This is a genomic window from Siphonobacter aquaeclarae, assembly GCF_900103285.1.
GTDB classification, from domain to species: domain Bacteria; phylum Bacteroidota; class Bacteroidia; order Cytophagales; family Spirosomataceae; genus Siphonobacter; species Siphonobacter aquaeclarae.
Genome location: NZ_FNGS01000001.1, coordinates 624,610 through 638,335 on the forward strand (window position 1 = coordinate 624,610; position 13,726 = coordinate 638,335).

The window sequence follows — 13,726 nt, forward strand, 5'->3', positions numbered from 1 at the left end:
CCACATTCCGGCGTATTACCAGAAATACCGCACCTTATGCAGCTTTTACGCCATATTTACCAGATCGGGGGTGATCTCAACGGAATCACCTTCGACGAGCCCGACGCCCTCTGGAACGACGGCAATTCGTATATAGTTGATACCGGCGAAGGCCTTATCCTCTTCGATTGCGGCTGCGGAGATACCTTCGATCAGCTGCTGGCCAACATGCGTTACTGGGGTCTGAACCCTGACAACATCCGCTACGCCATTCTCACGCACCCCCATTTTGACCATGCCGGCGGCGCCTACCTTTTCCGGCAGCGCGGCGTCCGGTTGCTGGCTATCCGTGAAACGGCAGAGGCCGTCGCCGCAGGAGACGAGCGCTGCTGCGGATACCTCTATCACAAAACCTTTACACCTGTAGAAGTAGATCAGGTACTGGTCGACGGGGAGGAAATCTGCCTTGCAGGGTTGACCATCACCGTTATGCACCTGCCGGGCCACAGCATGGGTTGCACTGCCTTTTTCTTTTTGTGGGACGGGAAACGAGTGGTCATCAGCGGGGACGTCATCGGTACCCTCCTCAGCGGAGACTTCGGCTGGAGCGGCTCCATCGACTTCAACAAAACCCTGTACATCGATTCCCTGCGGCGCTTCGCCCGGATCGATACCGACGTCATGCTTCCCGGGCACGGGATGAGCTATTTTCACCAGCCCCGACGGCGGGTGGAAGACGCCCTCAACGCCGCGCTGATGCAGTGGAGATAACCTTCGCCCCGGTGTCTGTCTGATTCGGGGGGAAGTTTGTCCGCCTCGGCCGGAATCCGGTGTCCGGCGAGAAAAGAGCAGCCTAGTTTTGTGTCATAACTTCTTAACTATCAAGACAATGTCACACAAAACTGCAACCATCATCTACTGGATTGGCGCCCTGCTCACTTCACTCTGGTTTGGCGCCAGCGGCTTCTTCGAACTGACCAAAAACCCGCTGGTATGGGAGATCACACAGCAACTGGGCTACCCGGCCCACTTCATCTATATCCTCGGCGTGGCAAAGGTATCCGGCGTTATCGTGCTGCTGATTCCCGATAAGCTGCTCCGTTTGAAAGAATGGGTATTCGCCGGAGTATTCTTTGATATCCTCTTCGCTTTCGGCTCGAAGCTGGCCGTACTCGGTCTGCCGGCCACAGTCGACGCCGTTGTTGCATTTGTTATGGTTTCCGTCACCTATGCCATGTTCCGGAAACTATACCCCGGCTGGCACGCGTCTGTATCTGTCGCCCGATAGTCCTTTGAATTATCCGGAAAAAGCGTCCTCTGTCGGTTCAGACAGAGGACGCTTTCGTTTGCTCCGGTATTCACTTAATTCTGCTAGGTATTTTCCATCAGGATATTGCATGTTGCCGGTAAATCTGTTAGAATCGTATTGGGAAAACCGCTCAGGGAAAGCCAGCCGGTCTCTGCAGAAGGCGTCCGTTCCTCCGGCCGGCAACTCCCGACAGCTTCTCAGCGAAACCTATCTTGTTCATGCACAGCATTTTACCGTTTTTACTGGCGATGGTAGCCGCCGTTGTCCTGCTGGAAATGTGGGCCACGCGACTGAAAATTGCCTATCCCGTATTGCTCGTTCTGGCGGGGTTGCTCGTCAGTTTCATTCCGGGACTGCCTCCGGTGCGGATCGATCCGGACCTTATTTTCTTCATCTTTTTACCTCCGCTCCTGTTCGAAGCGGCATGGTCCATTTCCTTCAAGGAGATGAAAAAATGGTGGCGGATCATCGGAAGCTTCGCGTTTCTGGTGGTGTTTTTCACGGCGCTTTCGGTCGCGGTGGTGACCAGTTACGTGATTCCCGGCTTCACCCTGGCGCTGGGCTTTTTGCTGGGTGGAATTGTTTCTCCGCCCGATGCCATCAGCGCCGGTGCGATCATGCGGTTTGTGAAAGTTCCGCATTCCACGTCAACGATTCTGGAGGGCGAAAGCCTCCTCAACGACGCCTCCTCCCTGATTATCTTTCGTTTCGCCCTGATCGCGGTTGGTACCGGCCAGTTTATCTGGCAGGAAGCAGCGCTTAGTTTTCTATGGATGATCGTCGGCGGAGCAGGGTTAGGTCTCGGCCTTGCCTGGGTGTTCGTACAGGCGCACAAGCGACTCCCGACAGATGCGCCTTCTGATATCGCGCTTACCCTCATCGAGCCTTACTTCCTGTACTGGCTCGCCGAGCAGGTCCATAGTTCCGGCGTACTCGCGGTGGTTTCGGGCGGGTTGTATATGTCGACGCAGCGCCTGTCTTTCCTCAACAGCGGTAGCCGCATTGGCAGCTATGGTGTCTGGGAGAGCTTCGCGTTTATTCTCAACGGAGTCGTCTTTCTGGTTATCGGGCTGGATCTTCCGGAGATCGTCGACGGCCTCCGTTCCAAAGGTATCCCGCTGACAACGGCTATCGGGTATGGCGTGCTGGTAACCGGCGTGCTCGTCGCCGCACGAATCATCAGTTCCTACGCCGCAATGCTTGCTACGCTGATCTTCCGGCCGAGCGTCGCCCCAATCTTTCAATCGCGGCGGCGGTCGCTGCTCATGCCGCTCGTATTGGGATGGACGGGTATGCGGGGCGTCGTTTCATTGGCGGCAGCGCTGGCGATACCCGTCGCGCTCGACAGCGGCGCGGCGTTTCCCCAGCGTAACCTGATCCTTTTCATCACGTTTGTCGTCATTCTCCTGACGCTGGTCGTACAGGGATTAACCCTTCCCTTCATTATCCGGCGAAGCGGCATTCACACTCCCGCATACGAAGAGAGCGAAGAGCAGGCCCGGCAGCAGCTGAAACAGGGTCTGCGGGAGCATACCTTCCGTTTTCTCCGGCACAAGCACGAAAACGGATTTCACGATCATGCCGGGGTTCAGAAGTTACTGCGGCACTGGGAGGATAAAAACCGGTCGTCGGAAGAAAACTGGATGGACGACCAAACCCGCGTCATCTTCATTGAAATGCTGGAAAGCCAGCGTCGGTACCTGGCCGACGCCAACAACGATCCCATGCTCAGCGAGGAAATTATCCGCCGGCAGCTCTACCAGCTCGATCTGGAGGAGGAGCGGCTGAAGATTATTTAATTGCTTCGACAACAAAAAGGCCTTCGTATCGGATACGAAGGCCTTTTTGTATCACATGACATTACTTCCCTGAAGTTTCCGGCGTCGTTACCACTGCCCGGGAAGCAGCGGAGATAATACCCGTATCGCGGTTCTGAACGAAGCTGATCAACTCCCAATCTCCGGTGTTAAATCCCGCCGGTACAGGGATCTGACGCGTATTTTCACCCGAAACCGGATAGGTCTGAAGATCGCGGACAATCTGCACGTGGGACAGGGTCCGACCTTCGTTTTCTCCCCGTTTGACCTGACTTATCCCTTCTTTCTGTACAACGGCGACGAGCAGTTCATCGCCGGAGCCGGCACCTTTCGTGGTATAGTGAAGTGCCAGTTTCCCGTTCTGCCATTCGGCATGCGTTTCGAGGGACGCAGCCGAAGGCCGGCTCAAAGCCGTTCGTATCCGGGCGCGTACTTTCGCTTCGTCTGAACCGATGCACTCGTCGCTCCCGTTCACAACCAGCTGCGGCGTATACAGCAGACTCGACAGCGAGCGACTGTACCGGTTCTGCCGCCGGGTAAAAGCGATGCTGCTGAAGCGGTCTTTCCAGCCCTGGTGGTCCCAGTAATCGACGTGATAGGCGAGGATATAAACCGGCTTGTCTCCCGTTTCGCTGCGGATGCGGGCCAGGAGGGCGTCGGCAGGCGGGCAACTGGAGCACCCTTCCGACGTAAACAGTTCGAGGACGGCAAACCCGTCGGCAGCCATCGGGCGATCGGGTTCGGATTTGCAACGGGCGGCGGCGGCAAATACCATCAGGACGATGACCGGCGCGGTAACCAGGACGTGTAATGTTCTCATTTTTAGCTGATTTTGTTGATTCAAAAGTACCGGCGACCCGATACGGAACACAGCGAAAACCAGCCGAAACGGACACATCTATGCCCGGATCAGACAAAAGGGGCGCCGGAAATGGAATGCTCCTAAAACGTCAGGTACTTTTCAGGAACATTTTTCTGAATGAAAAGAGAAGGAATCGAAAACTCAGCGCAGTCTTCAAAGTACGGCTAAGTTATTTGCGGCCCGGCAGATAACCGTGTGTTGCTAAATCTTCTTTCGTTTTCACTTCGAATGTCGATCCATCAACAAGTACATAGTTTCTTTCTGTAACCTGCCATACGTCGTCATAATAGTGATCGGTCAGGAGAATACCTTTACTTGTCAACTTAGTCGTAATCACATCCTTAATAACATCATGAAAGAGCGGGTCTATCATTGAAAACGGTTCATCCAGCATGAGGAATGGGTGGTCCATATGAGCCAATATGAGGAACTCAAAGTACTTTAGTATACCCAGAGAGAGCGCTCCAACCCGCTGGTTTTCAAACGATGCGACACCGGGTGAATAAAATATTCTGTTTTGTACTTCCCCATCTGTGAATATCATAGCAATAAGATTTCTGACTTTCATATCACGGGGCAGAAAGCTATGTTGAGGCAGATAGGCGATTAATTTACCGGAAATATTTGCCTTTGGCCAAAATCGGCTATTGTCGACAAATACTGAGTCTCTCCCGGACGTCATCGTGCCAAATAAAATTTTCATGAGAGTAGATTTACCACAGCTATTTCTGCCAAAAATCCCAACTGCTTCGCCAGTTCTCAGGTGAAAATTTACATTCTTCAAGATTACTCTTTTTCCAAACTGTTTCTCGATATGTTTTACCTCTAACTGCATATCAGATTGCGAAGAAGGCTCCGGCCAGAATGGCTATACAACTATTTACCAGGTAGGATGTCAGCACTAACCGTACCCTCGTTAAGCCCAGGTTATAATACAGATAGTATTCGTTTCCATGAAAAAGCGAGTAAGCAATTAAGCTCAGGACCATCCCGGTACTGAGAAATGAAAAAATCCCACTGGTCGGACCTATTACAAATGCCAGTAACAGGGAAATAGCAACATTGAATTTTGTCAAATCAAGGTAATATTTCCAAAAAGCCTGGTTCATGCGCTAATTTTTAAACGCCACAAGCTATCAAGGATTAACTTATTAACACCTTGTCTTTAAAGGCATTAACATATTTTATGATTTCAAGTATGCTTCGGTGAAGAAGGAACCCAACCAACTCTTTGACCGGCATAAAGATCGTTTGGGCGAGCGAAAGCAAAACGTATTCAAACGAAGGACCCTATTGGTCATTCGGAGCAGGAATGACAATACCAGATATGCTGTATCAGCAATTTTAACAGGCCGCAGGCATCACCCAAAGCATGTTTGAAAAGGCGATTGTCCTGGTAATTCCTTCAGCGGTAGCTTCTTTGGCATCATCCACGCAGATTTGTCGTATCTCAGTAAATACCTTTACCTGCCCAGCTTTGGGGGTGAGCCCAAAATCCGTTGCTCCTTCTGTCCTGTTATCTATCCTCCATCCACGACAAAAAAGAATGCGATTTTTCTTTGTTGACGAGCAGTTTATCCGGCGTTTCCAGCGTCAGCCTGACGTGCAGTTTTCGAAGGAAATAGGGTTCCACCTCCATAATCGCATCAAAATTGATGAGATACTGCCGGTTTACCCGGAAAAACTGCCTCGGCGAGACCGAAGCCGTAATCTGATCCAGCGACTGATTCAGGGAATACTGTTGCTTGTCAAAACACATGATCCAGGTAATGTCATGCCGGATGAAAAAGAAGGCGATGCTTTCGACCGGTACGGTCTTGTATTTCTGGTCTTTGAAGATGAGAAAGCTCGATTTTCCGGTCGGCGGAGGAGGCGCCAGCCGGGATAGCAAATCCGTCAGATCCGGCAAGGCTTTCTGCTGGAAGAAGTTTTTCAACTCGTCTACTTTCCGCAGCGCATCCCGGATGTCCTGCTCGGAGAAGGGCTTCAGGACGTAGTCCACGCCGTTGTTTTTGAAAGCTTCGAGCGAGTATTCGTCAAACGCCGTACAAAAAACCACGGGGCAGGTAATTTTAACCGACTTGAAAATGTCGAAACAAAGTGCGTCAGCGAGCTGAATATCCATAAAAATCAGGTCGGGCATCGGCCCGGCCGACAGCGCCGCAACCGACCCCTCTACACTCTGATACTGTCCGACAATACGACTTTCAGGACGCAGCTCCGCCAGTATCCGGATCAGGGATTTGGCGGTACGGATCTCGTCCTCAATGATGATGATGTTCATAAATAAGCGGAAGTTTTACCTGGAAGACGTTCTCTTCCCGGACGACGTCAATATGGCGGCCCAGCAGGTGTTCGTAGCGTAAATCGATGTTTTTCAGGCCCACGCCGGTAGAAGGTTCGCCGGTTTTGGGCCGAAGGTCGTTCTCCAGCACAATACACCCGTTTTCCTCGAAAAGGCGGATCTTGAGCGGTTTGTCCAGCGAAACAACATTATGCTTGATGCAATTTTCGACCAGCAGCTGAAGGGTAAACGGCGGAATGAGCGTTTGCAGCGTTTTCGGTTCGAGCGTACCGGTAAACGTAAAGCCTCCGGCAAATCTCGCCTGCTGCAGGTACAGATAGGCGTTGAGAATTTCCATCTCTTCCTGTACGTGGATTAGGTCGAGCTTGCGGCTTTCGAGCGTGAAGCGGTAGAAATTGGAGAGCTTGAGGATGAAATCCACCGCCTCTTTCTCCCCGTCTTCGACCATAGCCTTCAGTGTATTGAGACTGTTGAAGAGAAAATGAGGATTGACCTGCTGTTTGAGCAACTCGTACTGCGCGCTCAGGTTATCGCTTTTAGTCCGTTCCAGCTCCATGTTAACATGCTGATTCACATAGTTTTGCTGCAACAGACGGAGAAACATGAAAAACACCAGGTTGATCAGAATGCCACGCACTTCCACCATCAGCATCGTCGGCCCGAACGGAATATGCGACAAAATCAGCTGCTGAATCCACGCCAACGCCAGCATGAGGACGAGACCAAACACCAGGCTGCTCATCAGTTCCCGGTAGGAAATACTCTGACGCTTCGGCGAGTTCGCTTTCCGCGCGATCAGGTACAAATTGAAATACCACATCGCGACCGCGAAGGAAGCGGTAAGCGCGGCGTTCGCCGCTGCCTCCGGCGCCCTGAAAACCGGCTCGGCAATCATGGGTACGGACGACAGCAGTCCCAGAATCAGGGAGCTGATCCAGATCGTGGCGGTCGATATCTTGAGGTTTTTCATCGGTTCTGTCAAAGCTGCGGCGGAAATACAGCCGGCCGGTGGGCGAAGATAGCGGCAATACGTGCTGTTGGTTTTCCGGGAGCGCTTCCCTGTTCGAGCCGGTAGACCAGCTGTCCGCCTGCCGCTACCGAAATCGATTCGACGCTTCGGACCGCTCCGTTGATGTGGCTACCGTACCAGTTCTGATTATCAGTCTGTTCGAAAATCACAAGCCGGAATACCGCACCCGGTTCGGGGTGCCGGTAGCCCGCCCGGGCACTCCGACCGGCGGCCGTGTTTCCGAAGAGCAGCGCCATCGTTTTTTGACGGGTGTTCGCAAAAGCGGTGATGACGGTCAGGTTGCCGGCGTCGAAAAAATCGCGGACGGGTTGAGGTTGCTGTGTACAGGAGGTTGCCGCCAGCGCGGCGGCGATCAGAAATTTCTTCATGGTTTTGCAGGAGATATGGCAGGAAGATTAAACACGTAATCGTTCTTCTCCGCAATCTGATGGCAGTTGTAGCAGGTAGTATTGAAAAGGGCCGTCTTGCCATAGGGCTTGAGTGTCAGCCCGTTAAACTTCGCAAAACCCCAACCTGCCGTATCCGGAAAGCGTTCGGGATCTTTCACCATCATCTGAATACTGTTGAGCGAACCGGGCGTAATGTCTCCGTTGGCCTCTTCGATGCTATTCCAGACAGCTTTGACGAGGATACTGCCGGCCGGAAAGGGGCGGTTTTCCTTCGCCGCCTTGACCGCTGCCGGATTTCCATAAAGAATGCGGATACTGTGCAGATCAAAGCGATTGGTGGTGCTGATTACCTGCCAGTTACGGTAGTCCGGCAGGTAGGCAATGCCATTGGCCGCTACCGGGCGCACGTGGATAGTCTTCGTCTCCCGCTGTAGCTGTTCAAATTCTCTTGCTTCCTGATTGACGACGGTACTGTCGTGGTATTTCGACGGGCTGAGGCTGCGTACGTACTTTTTCAACACATCGAGATCGGTACCCGTCAACCGGGCTTCCGGATGCAGGGCGGCGTACGGCTTGAGGGGCATGCGTCCCATGGCGACCATATTCACCATTTCCCAGAGTTTCCCTTGCTGATCGGCCGGAGCGAGGCTATCGAAAGTGGAGAAATTGAACCGGGTCCGGGCCGCCTCCACATCCGCGGCGATGAGCCAGGATACCGGCGCGATTTTATCGTACCAGGTCAGTTTTGTTTCGTTCGAATGGCAGTCGTAACAGGCCTTCCGGAAAATGGCCGTAACCTCTGCCGGCGCCTGGATCGGGCGAGTTACCGGCGGATTTTCGACAGGTTTCCGGACCCACTGGAGCGCTAGTAGGACCGCCAGGAAGGCAGTCGCCGCAAGCAGTACTGGTTTATATGTTGTTTTCATGACGATCGTTTTTTGAATCAAACTAACTGACTGTCAACCACCTAACCTGTTGTTTTCGCGCCGAACCGGACACGATTGCCTGCAAAGCGGACAATACCGGAGGCGAAAAAAAGGGAGACACTTTCCGCGCCTCCCCTAAGTCAGAATCAGCTGCTAAACCCGCACCTGGATCGTCACGTTGATGTTTCCACGGGTCGCTTTCGAGTACGGACAGGTTTCGTGTGCAGCCTGTACCAGGGCGACGGCCTGCTCAGACGTCAGCCCCGGCAGGTTAACGTTCAGGCGGGCCTGGAGGCGGAAACCGTCTTCACCCGTTGCCAGATCCACCTCCGTATCCACCGAGACATCGGCAGGAACGGTCACCTGTAAACGTGAGGCGTTGTGTTTCATCGCGCCGATGAAGCAGGCCGACCAGCCCGCCGCGAGCAATTGCTCGGGGTTGGTGCCGGTTCCTTTGGTTCCGGGCGTGGAAAGGGCTATGTCGAGGCGGCCGTCGCTGCTGCGGGCAGCGCCTTCCCGGCCTCCCGTGATGTGGACCTGACCGGTGTAGAGTACCTGTGACACCGCAAACGGGGTCGATTGAAATGCATTGGATGTTTCCATGGTTTTTTCGGGATTGACTGATTGACTAGGGATTACTGAACTGATTGGCTTCGATAATAGCGGCAGCGAAGGCTTCCGGCGCTTCCTGCGGGAGATTGTGACCGGCGCCTTTGACGATATGGTGTACGTGCCGTCCGGTAAACTTCCGTGCATAGGCGGAGCCGTCTCCCGCCGGAACGACGCCGTCAGAATCGCCGTCAAGCGTAACGGTCGGGACAGTAATGGCCGGAGCTTCCGCCAGCCTCCGCTCGATGGCTTCGTATTGCGGGTCCCCCGGTTCCAGGCTCAGCCGCCAGCGGTAGTTATGGAGCACAATTGCCACATAATCAGGATTTTGAAAAGAAGCGACAGCTTTTTCGTAGGTCGCATCGTCAAAATTCCAGCGGGGTGATACACTTTTCCAGATGAGTTGATTGAAATCGTGCCAGTTGGCGGTGTATCCGGCTTTCCCGCGGTCTGTCGCGAAGTAATACTGATACCACCAGCCATACTCGACTTTCGGCGGAAGGGGCTGTTTGTTTCGTTCGAGGTTGTTGATGAGGTAGCCGTTGACGGATACCAGCGCCTGGCAGCGTTCCGGCCACAGCGCCGCGAGGATGTCGGCAGTGCGGGCGCCCCAGTCGAACCCGCCCAGAATAGCCTTTTGAATGTGAAGCGCATCCATCAGGGCGAGGATGTCGGCGGCGATAGCGGCCTGCTGTCCGTTGCGGAAGGTATCGTCGGACAAAAAGCGGGTAGTGCCGTGGCCGCGAAGGTGCGGAACGACCACGCGGTAGCCCTTTTCGGCAAGGATGCCGGCCGTTTTTTCGTAGCTGTGGATGTCGTACGGCCAGCCGTGGAGAAGGATGACGGGCTGGCCCGTGGCCGGTCCGGCTTCGGCATATCCGACGTTGAGGACGCCGGCGTTGATTTGTTTGAGGGTATCGAAGGAATTCGTCTGAGCGGCGGCTATTCCTTGTAACAAAAAGAGAATCAGGGAGATGGCAATAGGTCTGCGATTCATGACAGGAGTTGTTTGGTGCCTTTCGGTGATCCAAAACTCCTCACAGACGACCGGTTCGGGAACGGGTTTTCAGCCGAACCGGACAAAAGAGGGGCGGAAGCGGACGATTGGGGGGGTTAAAGGGCGGGAGCCAGAGGGTGGCAAGTATGACTCCATACTTTCTGTGAAGTCTGTGTAGTCTGTGAGAGATATTTTTTTCTCACAGACTACACAGACTTCACAGAAAAATAAACAAGCCTTCGTTTTTGCGGCGCATGCCCCTATGCCCCATGCGCCCTGCCCCCAAACACCACCCTCCCCTCCACCATCGTCCATCTAACGTCAATATTTTCATCAAAAAGAACCAGATCAGCGTCTTTTCCGACGGCGATCGATCCTTTGCGGGTATCGATGCCCATGATGCGGGCCGGGGTAAGACTTGCGGCGCGAACGGCCTCGTGGAGCGGTACTGCTGCCAGATCGCGGAAAGTCCGGACGAGGCGGTTTGCCGTCGCCACACTCCCCGCAAACGAAGTACGGTCAGGCAATTTCGCGACGCCGTCTTCCACAATCACGCGCAGACCATTCTTTTCCGAACCCAGGATACTCTCTCCCGGCGGCATACCCGCTGCCCGCATGGCGTCTGTAATCAGGGCTATCCGGTCAATGCCTTTGACTTTGTAAATCAGCTTCAGCAACGGCGCCGGCAGGTGGACGCCGTCCGCAATTACTTCCACGTCGATTTCGTCGAGGAGGTATACGCTTTCGATGACACCGGCATACCGGAAGGCATTCCGCCGCATCACACCCGACATCGCCGAATAGAAATGCGTCGCCAGCGAATAGCCGCTTTCCACGGCTGCGACGACCTCGTCGTACACCGCATCGGTATGCGCCAGTGCAGCCAATACACCCCGTTCTTTCAGGCATCTTCCGAAAGCCAATGCGCCGGGCAATTCCGGCGCGGCGCTCCACCGGACGATATCCGGGCTGTAATCCAGAATACGCTGGTATTCAGCCGGATCGGGATTCCGGATATACCGGGGGTCCTGCGCGCCACGCTGCGACAACGCGAAATACGGCCCCTCGAGGTGCATACCCAGAAAGGCCGCGCCGCGGGTATTGACGCGGCGGGCGGCGGTATAGGCGTCGAGTGTTGCCAGCAGGTCATCCGTTTCAGCGGTGAGCGTGGTCGGTACCAGCGCCGTGGTGCCGTAGCGGGCGTGTGTTTCGGCTATGGTCAGAAACGCTTCCGGCGTTCCATCCATGAAATCGGCTCCGCCGCCGCCGTGCACATGCAGGTCGATGAAGCCGGGCGACAGGTAGCATCCCCCGGCATCGATGACCTGCGCGTCCGCCATGTCGGTTTCTCCGACGTGAACAATTTTTCCGTCTTCCACATACACATTACCCCCGTCCAGTATCCGGAAAGGGGTAATGATGCGGGCATTGGTTAGAATATAACGCGCCATCAGCGGGTCCATTTTCGTATCCGGCAACCCCGGAACGCGTAAAATACCAGGTAAAGATAGCACGGCAGTAATACCCAGTACCCGCTCCGGACGCCGGCCAGGTCCGAAACGTATCCATACACCAGCGGCAGCAGGGCGTTTCCGCACAGCCCCATGATGAGGAGGGATGCGCCGAGTTTGGTAAAGCGCCCGAGGCCGTCCATCGCCAGGGGCCAGATACCGGCCCATACCAGGGAATTGGCTAATCCAAGCAATACCACCATCCACAGAGACAAATCAGCGGAGTGCCCGAGCAACCGGATATTCCCACCGGCAAACAGGATCAGCAGCGTCAGTACGGTCCCGAGCAAGGTACAGAAGCACAACGCCGCGCGTTGATTTACATACCTGGGAATCAATACAATACCGAGCAGGTATCCCACTATCGTCATCGCAAGGGTGTACGACGGAAATACCTTTGCCTCCAGCAGACCTATACCCATAGATCCGGCATATCCGATGACCGTGTCGACCGCGATTACCTGCGTACCTACATGAAGGAAGATAGCAAGGGCGCCCAGTATCAGGTGGGGGAACTGGAAGATGGAAGTCTTGCCGGCATTCGCTTCCGCGACGGCATCCGTTTCATGTTCGGTATCGATTTCGGGAAGCGGCGAGAGGCGTACCGCGATTCCCAGTCCTGCCAGAATAACCCCCATGACGCCGTAGGGGAGAATCACCCGCCGGATGAATCCATCCAGCGCGGCTTCTTTCTCCGCACCAGTCATCTGCGCCAGATCCTGAAGAAACTGCCCGTCCGTCGCCCGCAGAATCACCGCTGCCAGGAGTATCGGTGCGAGAATCCCCGCGCCTTTGTTGCAAATGCCCATGACGCTGATGCGCTGGGCAGCACTTTCCGGCGGCCCCAGCAGGGTGATGTACGGGTTGGCAGCCGTTTGCAGCAAGGCCAGCCCGAGTCCGATGGTAAAAAGTCCGGTCAGGAAAAGCCCGTACGTACGCGTCAGCGCGGCAGGTATGAACAGGAACGCGCCCACGGCCATCACCCAGAAACCCAGCATAATTCCCTTTCGGAAGCCGGTTTTCTTCAAGACAAAAGAAGAAGGTACCGACATCACGAAGTAGGCAATGTAAAACGCAAAGGCCACCAGGTACGACTGAAAGTGGTTGAGTTCGCAGGCTATCTTGAAATAGGGAATCAGGATGGCATTGATCCACGACACAAACCCGAAAATGAAAAACAGCGTACCGATGATCAGGAGGGAAATCCGGGTATCTCTCCGGGTCAGTTCACTGACGGGGACTGCCTTCATGCCAGACGTGTTTCGAGCAGGGAGGCCGACGGTTCATCGAGGTAAAAGCGGCAATCGGCATGCTCCCGGAGAATACTCGCCGGATACCGGTTGCTCACCGGTTGCTCCAGGCTGTCTTTGACGGCCTGCGCCTTCCTGGCGTCCGGAACCGAACAAATGATGTGCCGGGACTTCAGAATCTGACGGACCGACATGGAGATCGCTTGTGTCGGAACTTCTTGCAGCGACCCGAACCAGCCTTCGTTCATCTGCTGACGGCGGCAGGGCTCGTCGAGGTCGACGATGAGGTACGCCTTTTCCGTCTCAAAATCAGCCGGAGGATCGTTGAAAGCCAGGTGCCCGTTTTCGCCTACGCCCACCAGCGCGACGTCGATCGGATACTGCGCGATGTCCCGGCCGAGTTGGGCGGCTACCTCTTCGGGATTTCCTTCTCCGTCGATCAGAAAGACAGCTTTCAGTGGGGAAACCCGCGCCAGGAACCGTTCCTTCAGGTATTTACGGAAGCTCGCCGGATGCGCTTCCGGCAAGCCGATGTACTCGTCGAGGTGAAACATTACTACTTTGCTCCAGTCGATTTCTTCCGAAATCAATTGCCGGAGCGTTTCGAACTGGCTGGTGCCGGTAGCGAGGATGACGTGCGCGGTACCGCGCTCCGCAATGGCGGCGCGGATCAATGCCGCGGTTTCCCGGCCGGCGAGCGTGCCGAGCTCGCGGCTGGAGGGTAAAATGGATACTTGCATGT

General features: G+C 54.7%; 14 protein-coding genes. 3 read left to right on the forward strand and 11 right to left on the reverse strand.

The window, feature by feature from the left end; translation table 11 throughout:
- Positions 1–36: 36 nt before the first annotated feature.
- From BLR09_RS02355 to BLR09_RS02365, 3 genes are all read left to right on the forward strand, one after another.
- Positions 37–750: an MBL fold metallo-hydrolase gene (locus BLR09_RS02355; RefSeq protein WP_093197205.1), complete on the forward strand. Its 714-nt coding sequence runs from the start codon at positions 37–39 to the stop codon at positions 748–750.
- Between the two features lie 118 nt (positions 751–868).
- Entirely contained in the window at positions 869–1,267 is a 399-nt protein-coding gene (locus tag BLR09_RS02360; protein WP_093197207.1) for a DoxX family protein, read from the forward strand.
- Between the two features lie 239 nt (positions 1,268–1,506).
- Complete coding sequence (locus tag BLR09_RS02365; protein ID WP_093197210.1) at positions 1,507–3,087, forward strand: Na+/H+ antiporter; 1,581 nt, start codon at positions 1,507–1,509, stop codon at positions 3,085–3,087.
- A gap of 61 nt (positions 3,088–3,148) precedes the next feature.
- Here BLR09_RS02365 and BLR09_RS02370 read toward each other — a convergent pair whose 3' ends face one another.
- The 11 genes from BLR09_RS02370 to BLR09_RS02425 form a co-directional block, all read right to left on the reverse strand.
- On the reverse strand, positions 3,149–3,925 hold the full coding sequence (locus tag BLR09_RS02370; protein WP_218126573.1) for a DUF1223 domain-containing protein: 777 nt from the start codon (positions 3,923–3,925) through the stop codon (positions 3,149–3,151).
- A 211-nt stretch (positions 3,926–4,136) separates the two neighbouring features.
- Positions 4,137–4,802, reverse strand: a complete 666-nt coding sequence (locus tag BLR09_RS02375) for an ATP-binding cassette domain-containing protein (RefSeq protein WP_093197213.1) — start codon at positions 4,800–4,802, stop codon at positions 4,137–4,139.
- 681 nt (positions 4,803–5,483) lie between these two features.
- Positions 5,484–6,251: a LytR/AlgR family response regulator transcription factor gene (locus BLR09_RS02385; protein WP_093197217.1), complete on the reverse strand. Its 768-nt coding sequence runs from the start codon at positions 6,249–6,251 to the stop codon at positions 5,484–5,486.
- The gene (locus tag BLR09_RS02390) at positions 6,232–7,242 is read right to left on the reverse strand and encodes a sensor histidine kinase (protein ID WP_093197220.1); all 1,011 of its coding nucleotides are present in this window, start codon (positions 7,240–7,242) and stop codon (positions 6,232–6,234) included. Before BLR09_RS02390 ends, BLR09_RS02385 begins: the two co-directional genes overlap by 20 nt.
- Before the next feature lie 8 nt (positions 7,243–7,250).
- Positions 7,251–7,670 carry a hypothetical protein gene (locus BLR09_RS02395; protein WP_093197222.1) on the reverse strand — a complete coding sequence of 140 codons (420 nt, stop codon included), beginning with the start codon at positions 7,668–7,670 and terminating at the stop codon, positions 7,251–7,253.
- Positions 7,667–8,617, reverse strand: coding sequence for a heme-binding domain-containing protein (locus tag BLR09_RS02400; protein WP_093197225.1), 951 nt, complete (start codon positions 8,615–8,617; stop codon positions 7,667–7,669). Before BLR09_RS02400 ends, BLR09_RS02395 begins: the two co-directional genes overlap by 4 nt.
- 153 nt (positions 8,618–8,770) lie before the next feature.
- On the reverse strand, positions 8,771–9,220 hold the full coding sequence (locus BLR09_RS02405) for an organic hydroperoxide resistance protein (RefSeq protein WP_093197228.1): 450 nt from the start codon (positions 9,218–9,220) through the stop codon (positions 8,771–8,773).
- A gap of 25 nt (positions 9,221–9,245) precedes the next feature.
- A complete protein-coding gene (locus tag BLR09_RS02410; protein ID WP_093197231.1) occupies positions 9,246–10,223 on the reverse strand; it encodes an alpha/beta fold hydrolase in 978 nt (325 codons plus the stop codon).
- Between the two features lie 260 nt (positions 10,224–10,483).
- A complete protein-coding gene (nagA, locus tag BLR09_RS02415) occupies positions 10,484–11,674 on the reverse strand; it encodes an N-acetylglucosamine-6-phosphate deacetylase (protein ID WP_093197831.1) in 1,191 nt (396 codons plus the stop codon).
- Positions 11,674–12,984, reverse strand: coding sequence for a sugar MFS transporter (locus BLR09_RS02420; RefSeq protein WP_093197234.1), 1,311 nt, complete (start codon positions 12,982–12,984; stop codon positions 11,674–11,676). The genes nagA and BLR09_RS02420 overlap by 1 nt, the downstream gene beginning before the upstream one ends.
- Entirely contained in the window at positions 12,981–13,724 is a 744-nt protein-coding gene (locus BLR09_RS02425) for a glucosamine-6-phosphate deaminase (RefSeq protein WP_093197236.1), read from the reverse strand. The genes BLR09_RS02420 and BLR09_RS02425 overlap by 4 nt, the downstream gene beginning before the upstream one ends.
- Positions 13,725–13,726: the final 2 nt, after the last annotated feature.

Coding starts and splice junctions, on each gene's coding strand:
- BLR09_RS02355 (WP_093197205.1), top strand. CDS start 37: ATGCAGCTTTTACGCCATATTTACCAGATCGGGGGTGATCTCAACGGA.
- BLR09_RS02360 (WP_093197207.1), top strand. CDS start 869: ATGTCACACAAAACTGCAACCATCATCTACTGGATTGGCGCCCTGCTC.
- BLR09_RS02365 (WP_093197210.1), top strand. CDS start 1,507: ATGCACAGCATTTTACCGTTTTTACTGGCGATGGTAGCCGCCGTTGTC.
- BLR09_RS02370 (WP_218126573.1), bottom strand. CDS start 3,925: ATGAGAACATTACACGTCCTGGTTACCGCGCCGGTCATCGTCCTGATG.
- BLR09_RS02375 (WP_093197213.1), bottom strand. CDS start 4,802: ATGCAGTTAGAGGTAAAACATATCGAGAAACAGTTTGGAAAAAGAGTA.
- BLR09_RS02385 (WP_093197217.1), bottom strand. CDS start 6,251: ATGAACATCATCATCATTGAGGACGAGATCCGTACCGCCAAATCCCTG.
- BLR09_RS02390 (WP_093197220.1), bottom strand. CDS start 7,242: ATGAAAAACCTCAAGATATCGACCGCCACGATCTGGATCAGCTCCCTG.
- BLR09_RS02395 (WP_093197222.1), bottom strand. CDS start 7,670: ATGAAGAAATTTCTGATCGCCGCCGCGCTGGCGGCAACCTCCTGTACA.
- BLR09_RS02400 (WP_093197225.1), bottom strand. CDS start 8,617: ATGAAAACAACATATAAACCAGTACTGCTTGCGGCGACTGCCTTCCTG.
- BLR09_RS02405 (WP_093197228.1), bottom strand. CDS start 9,220: ATGGAAACATCCAATGCATTTCAATCGACCCCGTTTGCGGTGTCACAG.
- BLR09_RS02410 (WP_093197231.1), bottom strand. CDS start 10,223: ATGAATCGCAGACCTATTGCCATCTCCCTGATTCTCTTTTTGTTACAA.
- nagA (WP_093197831.1), bottom strand. CDS start 11,674: ATGGCGCGTTATATTCTAACCAATGCCCGCATCATTACCCCTTTCCGG.
- BLR09_RS02420 (WP_093197234.1), bottom strand. CDS start 12,984: ATGAAGGCAGTCCCCGTCAGTGAACTGACCCGGAGAGATACCCGGATT.
- BLR09_RS02425 (WP_093197236.1), bottom strand. CDS start 13,724: ATGCAAGTATCCATTTTACCCTCCAGCCGCGAGCTCGGCACGCTCGCC.